A 13,906-nucleotide genomic window follows, 5' to 3' on the forward strand; every position below is an offset into this window, starting at 1 on the left:
AACCGTTCGATTGTACCGACGGCTCCCTGAGCACCCGGCGGGACGGGCCGGGGAAAACGGTCTAGTCGTCGAAGAGACCGCGGATGTCGTCGGCGGTGAGCGCCTGGGCGAAGAGCGCGTCGTCGTCGAGCACGGCCGTGAACAGCCGCGCCTTGCGGCGTTGCAGCGCGAGGACCTTCTCCTCGATCGTGCCGGTCGCGATCATGCGGTAGACGAACACCTGGCTGCGCTGGCCGATGCGGTGCGTGCGGTCGACGGCCTGCGCCTCGGCGGCGGGATTCCACCACGGGTCGAGGAGGAAGACGTAGTCGGCCTCGGTCAGGGTGAGTCCGAATCCGCCGGCCTTCAGGCTGACGAGGAAGACGGGCTGCTCCCCCTCCGCGAAGTCCGTGACCACCCGCTCGCGATGCCTCGTCGAGCCGTCGAGGTGCGCGTACGGGATGCCGGCGGCGTCCAGACGCGCGGCCGCCATGTCGAGGAAGGACGTGAACTGGCTGAACACGAGCGCGCGGTGCCCCTCCGCCTGCAGCTCGACGATCCGTTCCAGGAGCTCGTCGAGCTTGCGGGAGCCGAGGCGCGCATCGGCCGGGTCGATCAGCGCCGGAGCGAGGCTCAGCATGCGCAGCAGAGTCAGCGACCGGAACACGATGAAGCGGTTCCGGTCGAGATCCTCCAGCAGGCCGAGCACCTTCTGCCGCTCGCGTTGCAGCACCGTCTCGTAGAGCTCGCGATGCCGCGCGCTCAGCTCGACCTCCAGCACCTGCTCCTGCTTCGGCGGAAGATCGGGGGCGACGAGCTCCTTGGTGCGGCGGAGCACGAGGGGACGGATGCGCCGTCGAAGCTGCGCGAGGCGGCGCTGCCGGTAGGGTCCGCCCTCCGCGTTCTCCGGGACCTTCCCCTGCTCGATCGGCTGGATGTAGTGCTCGCGGAACTTCCGCGCCGAGGCGAACAGGCCGGGCGCCGTGAGCTTCAGCAGCGCCCAGAGCTCCTCCAGACTGTTCTCCAGCGGCGTGCCCGTGACCGCGATGGTGACGTCGGCTGGGAAGCGGGCGACGGCACGGTGCAGCTTCGTCGCCGGATTCTTCACGAACTGGGCCTCGTCGAGGATCAGTCCGGCCCAGGCGACGCCCGCGAACCCCTCTTCATCGAGCCGGGCGACGGCGTAGGTCGTCAGCACGACGTCGGCCTCGCGAGCCGCGACACTCGCCGACGGTCCGGCCGTGGAGTCCCGGGTGACCACGCGGAGGCCGGGAGCGAATCGCGCGGCTTCGGTGCGCCACGTGGCCAGCACGGACGTCGGGACCACGACGAGGAAGGGGCGCTCCTCCCCCGCCGCCCTGGCATGCAGGATGAGCGCGAGCAGCTGGACGGTCTTCCCGAGCCCCATGTCATCGGCGAGGATGCCGCCGAGGCGGTGCGTCCAGAGGAACGCGAGCCAGTCGAGGCCTTCCTTCTGATACGGCCGAAGGTGTGCGGTGAGCCCCGGCGGGATCGGCACCGCCGGCACCGCAGTGGCGCTGCGCAGTCCCTCGGCCGTGGCGCGCCAGCTCACCGCGGGAAGGGCTTCGTCCGCCAGGTCCTCGAACTCCTCCCACAGATCCGTCTGATGACGACTGATCCGTGGGCCCGTCTCCCACTCGTCGAGGTCTCCGGCCTCGTCGAGCAGGTCACGCAGACGGTCGAGCGCCGGGTGGTTCAGGGAGAAGTAGCTGCCGTCGACGAGCAGGAGCTTCCGTCTCCCCGCGCTCAGGGCGGTGAAGAGCGGCTCGAACGGGATGTTCCGACCGTCGATGCGGACGATCACGCCGAGGTCGAACCAGTCCGGGTCGGTGCTCTCCACGGTCGAGACGGTGATCTCCGGCTCTCCGGCGAGCTCGCGATACGTCTTTCGGCGGCCGGACACCTCCACCTCGACACCCTCCGCCTCCAGCGCCGGGACGACGCGGGTCATGAACTCCGCTGCCTCCACGTCGTGGACGGTCCCCGTGGGGGCGAAGTCGACGCCGCGCTCCTGGCAGACGCTCCGGAGTCGGTCGGTCATGTCGGCTTCCGCCTCCGGATCCCGCACCGCCTCCTGACCTGGAGAGAACGGCACCCGCCCGAACCCGCGATAGTCCCACTCGAAGGCGTACTCCACGGTGTCGCCGCGACGGAACGCCACCCGCAGCACGGCACGGGGAGGCGGGAGGTCCGGCAGCGAGACGCGGCCGACCGCGCGGACGGAGAGGCGACGCGCGAGGAGCGGATAGGCATCCTGGAGGAAGGCCGTCTCCTCCTCTGCGGGGACGACGAGCGTCTCAGCCCGGAGCAGCGAGTGCGCGGGGCCCGCGAGCGGAAGCTCCGCCAGGGTCACCTGCAGGCGCGCCCCGCTCTGCGCGATCTCGTACACGCCGGAGCGCCCGAGGGCACGGATACCCCCTTGTTCCGTGGTGCGACCGTCCACCGTGACAACCGGACGGACGATGAGACCGCCGCCCTCGTCGCGGGAGACGGCCGCCGTGAGTTCCGCGGTGTCGGCGAGGACGAGCGTGGTCGACCGCTGCGCCGCCACGAGCGGGATGCCGAGGTCGGCCGCCGACCTCAGGTGTCCCCAGAGCAGCCGCGACTCGATCAGATCGGCGACGAGCCAGTCCCCCGCCGTGCCGGAGAGCAGCGTGTCGCGCGCGATGCTGAGGAGATCGGCGAACCACCGCGACCGTTCCCGACCGTACTGGTCCGGCGCGCGGCGGACCGCATCCCAGGTGGCGGAGCCGAGCACCCAGGATCCCGTCGCCGCGCTCCGCTCCAGCGGCCGGATGCCGAGGAGGATCTCTCCGGTCGCCTTCGCGACATCACGCGGAGTCGCGGTGCGCTGCGGCCGGGACGCCCACGGATTCGCTCCTCGGGCGTCGCGGACGCGCAGCTCGAACCCGAGGGCCAGCGGGGTCGTCGCCGCCGGAGCGGCGCCGCCCTCGAAAAGCGCACGCCAGTCCCGCGCCCCGTCTCCCGGGGCACCCGAAGCGGAGGCGGGCGGGCGGATCATGGGACGATCCTGCCCGCCACCGCCGACACCGCCGCTGCGGCGCTCAGGCCGAGCGGGCGACGCGGGCGAGCACGCCGTGGACGAACGCGCCCGACTCGTCGGTGGAGAACTCCTTCGCGAGCTCCACCGCCTCGTCGATGGCGACCGCGGTCGGCACCTCGTCGTTGTAGAGGATCTCCCACGCGCCGATACGCAGCAGGGCGCGGTCGACGGCGGGCATCCGCTCGAGCTTCCAGTCACGGCTGTGCGTCGTGATCTGCTCGTCGATCTCGTCGCGCTGGTCGATGATGCCGTCGACGATCTCGCGGGCGTACAGCCACGACGCCTCGCGTGCGGGCTCGTTCGCCGCACGCTTCGCCTCGGCGGCGAGGGCCACCGCGACGTCGTCGCCGCGGACGTCGGCGGAGAACAGGATGTCGAGCGCGCGCTTGCGCGCCTTCGTGCGGGCGCTCACGCCTTACTTCTCGCGGCCGAGGTACTCACCCGTGCGGGTGTCGACCTTGACCTTGGTGCCGGTCTCCAGGAACAGCGGGACCTGGATCTCGTAGCCGGTCTCGAGCGTCGCGGGCTTGGTGCCGGCGGACGAGCGGTCGCCCTGCAGGCCGGGCTCGGTGTAGGTCACCTCGAGGATGACCGACGCCGGGAGGTCGATGTAGAGGGGGTTGCCGTTGTTGAGGGCGATGGTGACCTGCTGGTTCTCGAGCAGGAAGTTCTTCGCGTCGCCGACCGTGGCGGCCGGCAGCGTGATCTGGTCGAAGTCGGTCTGGTCCATGAACACGAACCCGTCACCGTCGGTGTAGAGGTAGGTGTAGTCGCGACGGTCGACGTTCTCGATGTCGATCTTCGCACCGGCGTTGTACGTGCGGTCCACGGTCTTGCCCGAGACGACGTTCTTCAGCTTCGTGCGGACGAACGCGCCGCCCTTGCCGGGCTTGACGTGCTGGAACTCGATGACGCTCCAGAGCTGCCCGTCGATGCTGAGGACGACGCCGTTCTTGATGTCTGCGGTGGATGCCATGTGCGAGGAGTTCCGTTCCTGAGTCCGTGGGGGCCGGGGTCGGCCGACAGTCGATTCTACGGGATGCCCGGCGCCAGCCGCCGCGTGGGCACGATAGACGCTCCTGGGTGCGAGGGGAAGCCCCGTGACGACGACGACCGCCCCGGGCAGCCTGGAGCGGGACAGGAGGAATCGACATGAGCGAGAACGACCGCGACGGCGACCCGACCAGGATGGCGAATCAGCCGGCACTGCGGACGTCGTCCGGGGCGGTCTGGCTCATCGTCGCCGCGATCTTCACCGCGGTCAGCCTCGTGCCCCTGATCGGGATCGTCCGCAGCGGCGGGGCGGCGGGAACGGTCGGCCTCATCACGGCGATCGTCCTGGTGCTGGGCCTGGTGGCGATGGTGGTCATCCGCCTCACCGTGGCGCCTGTGCGTCCTCGGCTCCGTGCGCTGGCTGGCTGCTTCCTCGCCATGGCTCTGCTGACGCTGGTGGGCATCACCGTCTGCGTCCTGCTCGTCGGCCTGCCCTGATCCCGCCTGGTCAGAGGTGCGCGACGAGCTCCCGCACGGCCTCCGGGTAGCCGTCGACGCCGTGTCCGACGACACGGACCGCGGCGACGTCGTGCAGGTACGAGTGGTGACGGAACTCCTCGCGGGCGTACACGTCGGAGATGTGCACCTCGGCGAAGGGCAACGCGACGCCGGTGAGCGCGTCGCGGAGGGCGACGGAGGTGTGGGTCAGGCCCCCCGGGTTGATGACGATGCCTGCGCAGTCCGCACGCGCGTCGTGGATCGCGTCGATGAGCACGCCCTCGTGGTTGCTCTGCAGCGCCCGTACCTCGAACCCGAACGCCGCGGCGGCCTCGGCGGTGATCCGCTCGACGTCGGCGAGGGTCGCCGTGCCGTAGACCTCGGGTTCCCGGGTGCCGAGGAGGTTCAGGTTGGGGCCGTTGACGAGCAGCAGCCGACGCGGAGCCGTCATGCGGACACGCTCCCCGTGTCGGCCAGCTCGCGGCGCATGACCCACTCCCGCCCGAAGCCGGAGGTCTCGATCTCGCCGGTCCGGACGAAACCGAGTCGACGATAGACCGCCTGCGCCCGCTCGTTGTCCACGTGCACCTCGAGCACGAGCGCACGCAGCCCGCGATCGCGTGCCCAGGCGGCCGCAGCGTCGAGGAGCGCATCGATGACGCCTGCACCGCGGTGCGCATCCGCCACGTAGACCCCCACGACCAGGCCGGCGTCGTGCTGCTCGCGATGCGGGAGCACGGTCACGGTCCCGGTCCAGGTGCCGTCGTCCGCGATCGCGACGAACTGCGCCGCGGCGGCGTCGCCGGCCGCGTTCGCCGCGCGCTCCTGCCAGAAGCGGTCGGGCTGCGCCGTGGCGTGCTCGACGGTGTCGAGGAAGGCCATCGGCGCGGCGGGGTCGGCGAGAGCCTGCAGCCGCAGCGCCTTCACCTCCCGCCAGTCCTCCGGCGTGATGCGCCGGACGGCGATGCTCATGCGCCGATCTCCTGATACGCGGCGAAGAGCAGCGACTCGTCCGGCGCCTGGAGCACGGTGGGCTTGGCGATGTCGTCCAGCAGGATGAAGCGGAGCATGCCGCCGCGGCTCTTCTTGTCGCGCTGCATCGTGGCGAGCAGCTGCGGCCAGGCTCCGGCACGGTACGAGGTGGGCAGGCCCAGCGACTCGAGGATGGTGCGGTGGCGCTCCGCCGCGGCGTCCGAGAGGCGCCCCGCCAGCCGGGACAGCTCCGCGGCATACAGCATGCCGATCGAGATGGCCGCTCCGTGCCGCCAGCGGTACCGCTCGGCGTGCTCGATCGCGTGGCCGAGGGTGTGGCCGTAGTTCAGGATCTCGCGCTGTCCGGCCTCGCGGAAGTCATCCGAGACGACCTGCGCCTTCATGTCGATCGCGAGTTCGACGGACCGCCGGAACTCCTCCGTCGTGGTGTCGACCGCGCGTGCCGGATCGGCCTCGATGATGTCGAGGATCTCCGGTGCCCAGATGAAGCCGGCCTTGACGACCTCCGCGAACCCCGCAGTGGCCTCGTTGGGGCTCAGGCTGCCCAGCTCGTCGAGGTCGCCGATCACCGCGCGCGGTGCCCAGAAGGCGCCGACGAGGTTCTTGCCCTCCGCGGTGTTGACCCCGGTCTTTCCGCCCACGGCGGCGTCCACGAGGCCGAGCACGGTGGTGGGCACCTGAACGATCTGGATGCCGCGCAGCCAGGTCGCCGCGACGAAGCCGGCGAGGTCGGTCACCGCTCCCCCGCCGTAGCCGACGACGGCGTCCGTGCGCGTGAAGTCCGCCTGACCCATGACCTGCCAGCAGAACGCGGCCACCTCGATGCGCTTGCCCTGCTCGGCATCCGGGATCTCGGCGAGCAGCACCTCACGCGGGCCATCGGCGGTGTCGGCGAGGAGTCGGTCGCGGAGTTCGGCGGCGCGGGCCGCGAGGGTCGGCGGGTGCACGACGAGGATCTTGCGGACGCCCGGCGCGAGAGCCGCGGACACCTGGTCGAGGATCCCCCGTCCGATCGTGATGTCGTAGGCGTCGCTCCCGGTGACGCTGATGGTCGTCGTGCTCATCGCTGTTCTCTCCTCCATGCCACGATCTCGTCCGCGATGCGCTGCATCGGACGCCGTGAGGTGTCGAACGTGGTCGACGCCACCTCGTCGTACCATCCTCGCCGTTCCGCGAAGATGCGCTTCCACTTCTCGACCGGGTCCTCGCCCGCCAGCAGCGGGCGCGTCCCGCCGCGCAGTCGGTCGGCCACCGCTGCCTCGCTCACGGAGAGGAAGACCACGGGGTGCGCACGCAGCAGCGCGCGCGTCTCCGGGTCCGTGACCGCGCCGCCGCCGAGGGAGATCACGCCGCCCTCGGCGATAGCCTCACGGACCGCCGCGCGCTCGAGCTCCCGGAAGTGCGCCTCGCCGTGCGTGGCGAAGATCTCCGGGATCGGGCCGTGCGCGGCGACGATGCGCTTGTCGGTGTCGATGAAGGCGACCCCCAGACGCCGCGCGACCCGTCGCCCGACACTGGTCTTGCCTGCCGCCATCGGTCCGACGAGGACCAGCGTCAGCGGCTCAGCCTCGTTCGTCATGCGCGATGAGCGCCGCCTCGGACGCGGGGGCCGTGCGCAGCTCCGCGGGGATGCCGTCGAGGTATCCCTCCAGGTTGCGGCGCGTCTCACGGATGCTGTCGCCGCCGAACTTCTCCAACACGGCGCGGGCCAGCTCGATGGCGACCATGGCCTCCGCAACGACGCCCGCCGCGGGCACGGCGCAGACGTCGGAACGCTGGTGGTGCGCGGTCGCCTGGTCGCCGGTCGCGATGTCGATCGTGCGCAGCGCGTGCGGCACGGTCGCGATCGGCTTCATGCCCGCCCGCACGCGCAGGACGGTCCCCGTGGACATGCCACCCTCGGTGCCGCCGGCGCGGTCCGTGCCGCGGGCGATGCCGTCGGCGGTGACGAAGAGCTCGTCATGGGCGGCCGAACCCCGGCGACGTGTGGTCTCGAAGCCGTCGCCGACCTCCACGCCCTTGATCGCCTGGATGCTCATGAGTGCCTGGGCCAGTCGGGCGTCCAGGCGACGGTCCCAGTGCACGTGGGAGCCGAGGCCCGGCGGCAGGCCGTAGGCGAGGACCTCGACGATGCCGCCGAGCGTGTCGCCGTCCTTCTTGGCGTCGTCCACCTCCGCGACCATCAGTGCGGAGGTCGCGGGGTCGAAGCACCGCAGCGGGTCGGCGTCCAGGGCGTCCACGTCGTCCGGGGTCGGCAGCGCCGCGCCATCCGGCACACGCACCGGCCCGATCGAGAGCGTGTGGCTGACGAGTCGGATGCCGAGCTCGCCGAGGAAGGAGCGGGCGACGGCACCGAGCGCCACGCGGGCGGCGGTCTCCCGGGCGCTCGCACGCTCGAGGATCGGACGGGCCTCGTCGAAGTCGTACTTCTGCATGCCCACGAGGTCGGCGTGGCCCGGACGCGGCCGGGTCAGCGGGGCGCCACGACCGCGCGAGCGATCGGTGAGCTCCACCGGCTCCGGGTTCATGACCTCGATCCACTTCGGCCACTCGGTGTTGCCGATGCGCAGGGCGATGGGGCTGCCCAGCGTCTTCCCGTGCCGGACACCGCCGGAGATGGTGAGCTCGTCCTGTTCGAACTTCATCCGGGAGCCGCGTCCATAGCCGAGCTTGCGGCGGGCGAGGTCGGCCTGGATGGCCTCGGACGACACCGGGACGCCGGAGGGCAGACCCTCCATGACGGCGATGAGTTCTGGGCCGTGCGATTCGCCGGCCGTGAGCACGCGGAGCATGTGCTCTAGTCTCCCATGCGTTTCCCCCCGCGCCGTGCCGCGTTTCGTCGGGCGGCGGTCAGAGGGTGGCACGCATCGCGGCGAGGACCGCGTCCTCGTCCGGCAGCGGCGAAACCGGGTCGCCGTGCAGGAAGATCCGGATCTGCCGGACCGCCTGATGCAGCAGCATTCCGAGTCCGGAGACCGCCGGCGCTGCGCCCCATGCCGCCGCCAGGGTGGACGGCCAGGGCGCGTAGGCGGCGTCGAACAGCGTGCCGCCGGTCTCGGCCAGGCGGGCGGCACTCTCCGGCGGCAACGTTGTACCGGAGGGCAGCGTCGCCACCGTGAGGTCGACGGCGCCGTCCGCCTCGTCGAGCGATCGTGGGGTGACCACGACGCCGCGTCGCTCCCCGATCCGGACGAGCCCCGCGGCGCGTTCCGGCCGACGGGCGGCGACCTCGACCCGCGTCGCCCCGAGGTCGGCGAGGGCGACGAGGGCCGAGGCTGCCGTCGCTCCGGCGCCCAGGATCCGTGCCGTTCCGATCTCGCGGATCCCGGCATCACCGAGGGCATCGACGATCCCGCCGACGTCGGTGTTGAATCCCGCCGGGGTCTCCGAGAGCAGGAGCGTGTTGACCGCGCCGGTCAGCTCCGCGTGGGCATCCCGGGTGGCGGCGTATCGGTACGCCTCCTCCTTGAGCGGCATCGTCAGGGACAGGCCGCGCCAGGTGTCGTCGAGGGCCTCGACCGCGTCCGTGAAGCCCTCCTCGCCGACCTGACGGCGCCCGTACTCCCAGTCCAGTCCGAGCACCGCGTAGGCCGCAGCGTGCAGCTCCGGCGACCGTGAGTGCCCGATCGGGTCGCCCCAGACCGCCAGCCGTCTCCGGTTCACCGCGTCAGCAACCGGCGTCGGGGTTCGCGCGGCACCAGTCCCGCCACTTCTCCACGCCCTGCTCGTGCTCCGCGAGAGTCTCCGAGAACTGCGTCTCGCCGGTCTCGAGGTTGACGGTGACGAAGTAGATCCACGGCCCGTCCGCGGGGTGCATCGCGGCATCGATCGCGGCATCGTTCGGGCTCGCGATCGGCGTGGCCGGAAGCCCCTTGTTCACGTAGGTGTTCCACTCGTTGGGGTCTTCCAGAGCCTCGGCCGAGCTCGAGACCACGCCCTCGTGCAGGGAGCCATACCCGTACTGCGCCGTCGAGTCCATCTGGAGCAGCATGTCGTCGTCGAGGCGGTTCTGGATCACGCGGGACACCTTGGCGAAGTCGTCCGTGCGGCCTTCGCGCTGGATGATCGAGGCGATCGTGAGGATCCGCTGCGCGTCCTCGTTCGGGACGCCGGCGGCGGCGAGCGATTCGCGCGTCCGGTCGACCATGCGCTGGATGACCTGCGTCGCGGTGGCCTCGGGGTCGAACGTGTACACCGCGGGGAACAGCCACCCCTCCAGGCTCTGCGCCTCCACCCCGTACGCGGACGGATCGGCGACGGCTGCCTCGAGGTCGGCCAGCGGCATCCCGAGAGTCTCGGCCATGGACGGCAGGGCCGATTCGATCGTCCCGCCCTCCGGCATGGAGACGGTGTTCTCGAGCTTGTTCTCCTCGTTGCGGAGCGCGGCGAGGGCATCCTCCGCCGTCATCTTCTTCTGCAGGCGGTAGACGCCGGGATAGAAGGTCACCGCGATGTTCTCGTCGATGAGGTAGTCGTAGAAGACGTCCTCGGTCTTCGTGACGCCGGCTTCGTACAGCGCCGTCGACACGGGGCCGCCCGTGTCGCCCTGCTTGATCGTGACGTACACCTCACCGGTCGCCTGGCCGGGCTCCCAGTCTTTCGGCTCGCCCCACCCCATGGCGTCGGCGATGCGGTCGCCGAAGGTGTTCGCGACCCAGACGCCGCCGGCGGCGATGCCGCCGAGGATCACCAGGACGATGATCAGGGCGATGAGGCAGCCCTTGCGGCGCTTCTTCTTGGTCGGAGCGCCGTGATCGCGGCCGTCGTCCTGAGCGGCGAAGATCTCGTCGAGTCCTCCGCCCAGCGCCGGTGCGGGGTCTTCGGTGCCGGTCGACCGGCGCGGGCCCGGGGCGGGGGCCTCGTCCGCGCTCGTCGCGGCGACGGGCATCGCGCGGGTCACGACCGCTTCGGCGTCTGCGGCATTCGCCTGCGGCCGGTGGTCGGTCACGGCCGCATCCGCGGTGGTCGCCGCCGACGCCGAGACCGGGCGGGCCGGCACGTCGGCATCGGGCGCAGCCGTCGCGTCCGGGGCGGCCGGAGCCTCCTGCTCGCGGGCCGCGGCCTCCCTCGCCGCGCGGCGGGATCCGGGTGCCGGCGTGTCATCCGCGGCGGTCGGGACCTGCGGGGACGGAGCGGGGAGGTTCTCGAACAGATCCCCCAACCGGGTGCTCTGCTCGTGCTCGGGCGCACGGCTCTCGCGTTCGGACATGTTCAGGCGGGCTCCTCGTCAACGGGGACCGGGGCACCGGCCGGGTTTCCGGTGCTCTTCTCCGTGTCGATCGCCTGCTGCAGCAGCACCACGGCGGCGACCTGATCCACAATGCTACGAGAGTTCTTCTGTGATCGCCCAGAACTCCGCAACGCCGCATGCGCGGAGACGGTGCTCAGACGCTCGTCCACGAGGCGGACCGGCACGCCACTGCGCCCCTGGAGTGCGGCCGCGAACTCCCGCGCATCGACCGTCGACGGCGTGTCCGCGCCCTGCATGTTCACCGGAAGTCCGACCACGATCTCCAGCGGCTCGTACTCCGCAGCCAGCTCCGCGATGCGCGTCAGCGAGTGCTCGTCGCGCGGCACGGTCTCGACGGGGACGGCCAGCATGCCGTCCGGATCGGACCGGGCCACGCCCACGCGGGCCCGGCCGACGTCGATGCCGAGCCGGACCCCGCGGCGATAACCGCTCACGCGCCCCGCAGCTCCTGGGAGACGGCCTCGAGCGCGGCGGGCAGCGCCGCTGCGTCGGTACCGCCGCCCTGGGCGACGTCGTCGCGGCCACCGCCGCCTCCGCCGAGCACACCGGCGGCGCGCTTCGCGAGCGCACCCGCCTTCGCCCCGGCACCGCGCGCGGCCTCGTTCGTGGCGACGACGACGACAGGGCGACCGTTGACGACCGCACCGAGCGCGACGACCGCGGGGTCGGAGCCGAGCCGGTCCCGCACGCCGTTGACGAGCTCGCGGACATCGTCCGCCGACGCGACATCACCCAGCGTCTGTGCCGCCACGCGGAAGTCTCCGACGCGCGTCGCGGCCTCGGCGATGGCGGGGATGCGTCCCGCTCGCTCCTTCGCCTCGAACTGCGCGATGCGCTTCTCCGCGGCCTTGAGGCTCGCGGCGAGGTCGGCGATCCGCTCGGGGAGCTGCTCCCGCGGGGTCTTCAGAGAGGCGGTGAGCTGCGAGACGAGGGCCCGCTCCGCCGCGAGCTCACGGAACGCGTCCGCGCCGACGAGAGCCTCGATCCGGCGGTTGGAGGCGCCGACCGACGACTCCCCCACCACGCTGACCAGGCCGATCTCCGCACTGGTCGACACGTGGGTGCCCGCGCAGAGCTCACGCGACCACGGGCCGCCGATGTCGACCATCCGCACGACGTCGCCGTACTTCTCGCCGAAGAGCGCCATGGCGCCCGCTTCCTTGGCCTCGTCGAGCGTCACGATGCGGGTGGTCACCTCGAGGGCGTCCTGCACGGCGCGGTTGGTGATCTCCTCGATCTCCGTGCGGGTGTCCGTCGACAGCGCCTGCGACCAGGCGAAGTCGAACCGCATGTAGCCGGCGCGGTTGAGCGAGCCCGACTGCGTGGCGGTCGGGCCGAGCGTGTCGCGGAGGGCGGCATGCACGAGGTGGGTGGCGGAGTGCGCCTGACGGGCGGCGCGACGGTTGGCGGCGTCGACGATCGTCGTCGCGATGTCATCGACCGCGACCGTGCCGCGGGAGACCTCCACCGTGTGGCTGATCAGCCCGGGGACCGGACGCTGCACGTCGAGCACCTCGAGCTCGTAGCCGGGGCCCACGATGGTGCCCTTGTCCGCGACCTGGCCGCCGGACTCGGCGTACAGCGTCGTCTCGGCGAGCACGACCTCGGCGATCTGGCCCTCGGCGGCGCTGCGCACCGGCGCACCGTCGACGAGCAGGCCGAGCACGCGGGACTCCACCTCGAGGGCCGTGTAGCCGTCGAAGCCCGTCTCGCCCAGCGCCCGCAGGTCGCGGTACACCGAGACATCCGCGAGCTGGCGCTTGCGGTTGCGGGCGTCGTCCTTCGCGCGCTGACGCTGCTCCTGCATGAGGGAGTCGAACGCGGCACGGTCCACGTCCAGCCCGGCCTCTTCGGCGACCTCCAGGGTGAGGTCGATCGGGAAGCCGTAGGTGTCGTGCAGCAGGAACGCCTCGGAACCGCTGAGGGTCTTCCCGCCGCCCTTCTTCGTCTCGTCGAGCGCGAGGTCGAGGATGGTCGATCCCTGCGCCAGGGTGCGCCGGAAGGTCTCCTCTTCGGCGAAGGCCGCCGAGGAGAGCACGGACCAGTCGCGCTCCAGCTCCGGGTACGCCGACTTCATCGCGTCGCGTGAGGCGGCGAACAGCTCGGGGAACGCGGGATCGTCGACACCGAGGAGGCGCATGGCCCGCACGGTGCGGCGCATGAGGCGTCGCAGGATGTAGCCGCGGCCCTCGTTCGACGGACGGACGCCGTCGGAGAGCAGCATGAGCGAGGAGCGCACGTGGTCCGCGATCACGCGGAAACGGACGTCGTCCTCGTGCACGGCGCCGTAGCGACGGCCCGAGAGCTCGACGGCGCGGTCGAGCACCGGCCGCACCTGGTCGGTCTCGTACATGTTCTCGACGCCCTGCTTGAGGAAGGCGACGCGCTCCAGCCCCATGCCGGTGTCGATGTTCTTCATCGGCAGCTCGCCGACGATGTCGAACTCGGTCTTGCCGCGGATGTTCTCGATGAAGTCCTGCATGAACACGAGGTTCCAGATCTCCAGGAACCGCGAGTCGTCGGCAGCGGGGCCGCCGTCCTTGCCGTAGGCCGGGCCACGGTCGAAGAAGATCTCGGAGTCAGGGCCGCCGGGACCGGGCTGGCCGGTATTCCAGTAGTTGTCCGCGCGGCCGAGGCGCTGGATGCGCTCCGGCTTGAGCCCGATGATGTCGCGCCAGATCGCCTCGGCCTCGTCGTCGGTCTCGTAGACGGTGACCCAGAGATCCTTCTCGTCGAAGCCGAGGCCGCCGTCCGCCTCCGAGCTCGTGAGCAGCTCCCAGGCGTAGCGGATCGCACCTTCCTTGAAGTAGTCCCCGAACGACCAGTTGCCGAGCATCTGGAAGAACGTGCCGTGACGCGCGGTGCGCCCGACCTCCTCGATGTCGTTGGTCCGGATGCACTTCTGCAGGTCGGCGATGCGCGGGTGCGGCGCCGGGACCACGCCCGTGAGGTACGGGATCATCGGGACCATGCCGGCGACCGTGAACAGCAGCGAGGGGTCGTCGCTGACCAGGGATGCCGAGGGGACGATGAGGTGGTCGTTCTTCTCGAAGTAGGAGAGGTAGCGCTGCGCGATTTCCGCAGTTTTCATAGGAGTGCCGGATGTC

Annotated in this window: 13 protein-coding genes; 1 reads left to right on the forward strand and 12 read right to left on the reverse strand. The window is 71.2% G+C overall.

Annotated elements, in window-relative coordinates:
- Positions 1-61: 61 nt before the first annotated feature.
- The 3 genes from RI211_RS08800 to efp are packed head-to-tail and all read right to left on the reverse strand — an operon-like array spanning position 62 to position 4,040.
- Positions 62-3,022, reverse strand: a complete 2,961-nt coding sequence (locus tag RI211_RS08800; protein WP_315636849.1) for a DEAD/DEAH box helicase — start codon at positions 3,020-3,022, stop codon at positions 62-64.
- A gap of 43 nt (positions 3,023-3,065) precedes the next feature.
- A complete protein-coding gene (nusB, locus tag RI211_RS08805; RefSeq protein WP_101845674.1) occupies positions 3,066-3,476 on the reverse strand; it encodes a transcription antitermination factor NusB in 411 nt (136 codons plus the stop codon).
- A 3-nt stretch (positions 3,477-3,479) separates the two neighbouring features.
- Positions 3,480-4,040 carry an elongation factor P gene (gene efp / locus RI211_RS08810; protein WP_025103502.1) on the reverse strand — a complete coding sequence of 187 codons (561 nt, stop codon included), beginning with the start codon at positions 4,038-4,040 and terminating at the stop codon, positions 3,480-3,482.
- 176 nt (positions 4,041-4,216) lie between these two features.
- On the opposite strand from efp, the gene RI211_RS08815 reads away from it, so the two are divergent.
- A complete protein-coding gene (locus RI211_RS08815; RefSeq protein WP_315636848.1) occupies positions 4,217-4,555 on the forward strand; it encodes a hypothetical protein in 339 nt (112 codons plus the stop codon).
- Positions 4,556-4,565: 10 nt separating this feature from the next.
- Here the strand turns inward: RI211_RS08815 and aroQ are convergent, their stop codons facing one another.
- The 9 genes from aroQ to alaS are packed head-to-tail and all read right to left on the reverse strand — an operon-like array spanning position 4,566 to position 13,890.
- Complete coding sequence (aroQ, locus tag RI211_RS08820; RefSeq protein ID WP_315636847.1) at positions 4,566-5,006, reverse strand: type II 3-dehydroquinate dehydratase; 441 nt, start codon at positions 5,004-5,006, stop codon at positions 4,566-4,568.
- Positions 5,003-5,527 (reverse strand): GNAT family N-acetyltransferase, encoded by a 525-nt coding sequence (locus tag RI211_RS08825; RefSeq protein WP_315636846.1) that lies wholly within the window; start codon positions 5,525-5,527, stop codon positions 5,003-5,005. The genes aroQ and RI211_RS08825 overlap by 4 nt, the downstream gene beginning before the upstream one ends.
- Entirely contained in the window at positions 5,524-6,612 is a 1,089-nt protein-coding gene (aroB, locus tag RI211_RS08830; protein WP_280570118.1) for a 3-dehydroquinate synthase, read from the reverse strand. Before aroB ends, RI211_RS08825 begins: the two co-directional genes overlap by 4 nt.
- On the reverse strand, positions 6,609-7,127 hold the full coding sequence (locus tag RI211_RS08835) for a shikimate kinase (RefSeq protein ID WP_259954503.1): 519 nt from the start codon (positions 7,125-7,127) through the stop codon (positions 6,609-6,611). The genes aroB and RI211_RS08835 overlap by 4 nt, the downstream gene beginning before the upstream one ends.
- A complete protein-coding gene (aroC, locus tag RI211_RS08840; protein WP_259954504.1) occupies positions 7,111-8,340 on the reverse strand; it encodes a chorismate synthase in 1,230 nt (409 codons plus the stop codon). Before aroC ends, RI211_RS08835 begins: the two co-directional genes overlap by 17 nt.
- A 58-nt stretch (positions 8,341-8,398) precedes the next feature.
- The gene (locus tag RI211_RS08845; protein ID WP_268776294.1) at positions 8,399-9,211 is read right to left on the reverse strand and encodes a shikimate dehydrogenase; all 813 of its coding nucleotides are present in this window, start codon (positions 9,209-9,211) and stop codon (positions 8,399-8,401) included.
- A 4-nt stretch (positions 9,212-9,215) separates the two neighbouring features.
- On the reverse strand, positions 9,216-10,757 hold the full coding sequence (mltG, locus tag RI211_RS08850; RefSeq protein ID WP_315647687.1) for an endolytic transglycosylase MltG: 1,542 nt from the start codon (positions 10,755-10,757) through the stop codon (positions 9,216-9,218).
- Between the two features lie 2 nt (positions 10,758-10,759).
- Entirely contained in the window at positions 10,760-11,233 is a 474-nt protein-coding gene (ruvX, locus tag RI211_RS08855; protein WP_187661512.1) for a Holliday junction resolvase RuvX, read from the reverse strand.
- The gene (gene alaS / locus RI211_RS08860) at positions 11,230-13,890 is read right to left on the reverse strand and encodes an alanine--tRNA ligase (protein WP_315637764.1); all 2,661 of its coding nucleotides are present in this window, start codon (positions 13,888-13,890) and stop codon (positions 11,230-11,232) included. Before alaS ends, ruvX begins: the two co-directional genes overlap by 4 nt.
- Between the last annotated feature and the right edge of the window lie 16 nt (positions 13,891-13,906).

It is taken from the genome of Microbacterium meiriae (assembly GCF_032364335.1).
In the GTDB taxonomy this organism is placed as follows: Bacteria; Actinomycetota; Actinomycetes; order Actinomycetales; family Microbacteriaceae; genus Microbacterium; species Microbacterium meiriae.

Bases quoted from the DNA above. Each gene is read 5' to 3' on its own strand.
- RI211_RS08800 (WP_315636849.1), bottom strand. From the start codon at position 3,022: ATGATCCGCCCGCCCGCCTCCGCTTCGGGTGCCCCGGGAGACGGGGCG.
- efp (WP_025103502.1), bottom strand. From the start codon at position 4,040: ATGGCATCCACCGCAGACATCAAGAACGGCGTCGTCCTCAGCATCGAC.
- RI211_RS08815 (WP_315636848.1), top strand. From the start codon at position 4,217: ATGAGCGAGAACGACCGCGACGGCGACCCGACCAGGATGGCGAATCAG.
- aroQ (WP_315636847.1), bottom strand. From the start codon at position 5,006: ATGACGGCTCCGCGTCGGCTGCTGCTCGTCAACGGCCCCAACCTGAAC.
- RI211_RS08825 (WP_315636846.1), bottom strand. From the start codon at position 5,527: ATGAGCATCGCCGTCCGGCGCATCACGCCGGAGGACTGGCGGGAGGTG.
- aroB (WP_280570118.1), bottom strand. From the start codon at position 6,612: ATGAGCACGACGACCATCAGCGTCACCGGGAGCGACGCCTACGACATC.
- RI211_RS08835 (WP_259954503.1), bottom strand. From the start codon at position 7,127: ATGACGAACGAGGCTGAGCCGCTGACGCTGGTCCTCGTCGGACCGATG.
- aroC (WP_259954504.1), bottom strand. From the start codon at position 8,340: ATGCTCCGCGTGCTCACGGCCGGCGAATCGCACGGCCCAGAACTCATC.
- mltG (WP_315647687.1), bottom strand. From the start codon at position 10,757: ATGTCCGAACGCGAGAGCCGTGCGCCCGAGCACGAGCAGAGCACCCGG.
- alaS (WP_315637764.1), bottom strand. From the start codon at position 13,890: ATGAAAACTGCGGAAATCGCGCAGCGCTACCTCTCCTACTTCGAGAAG.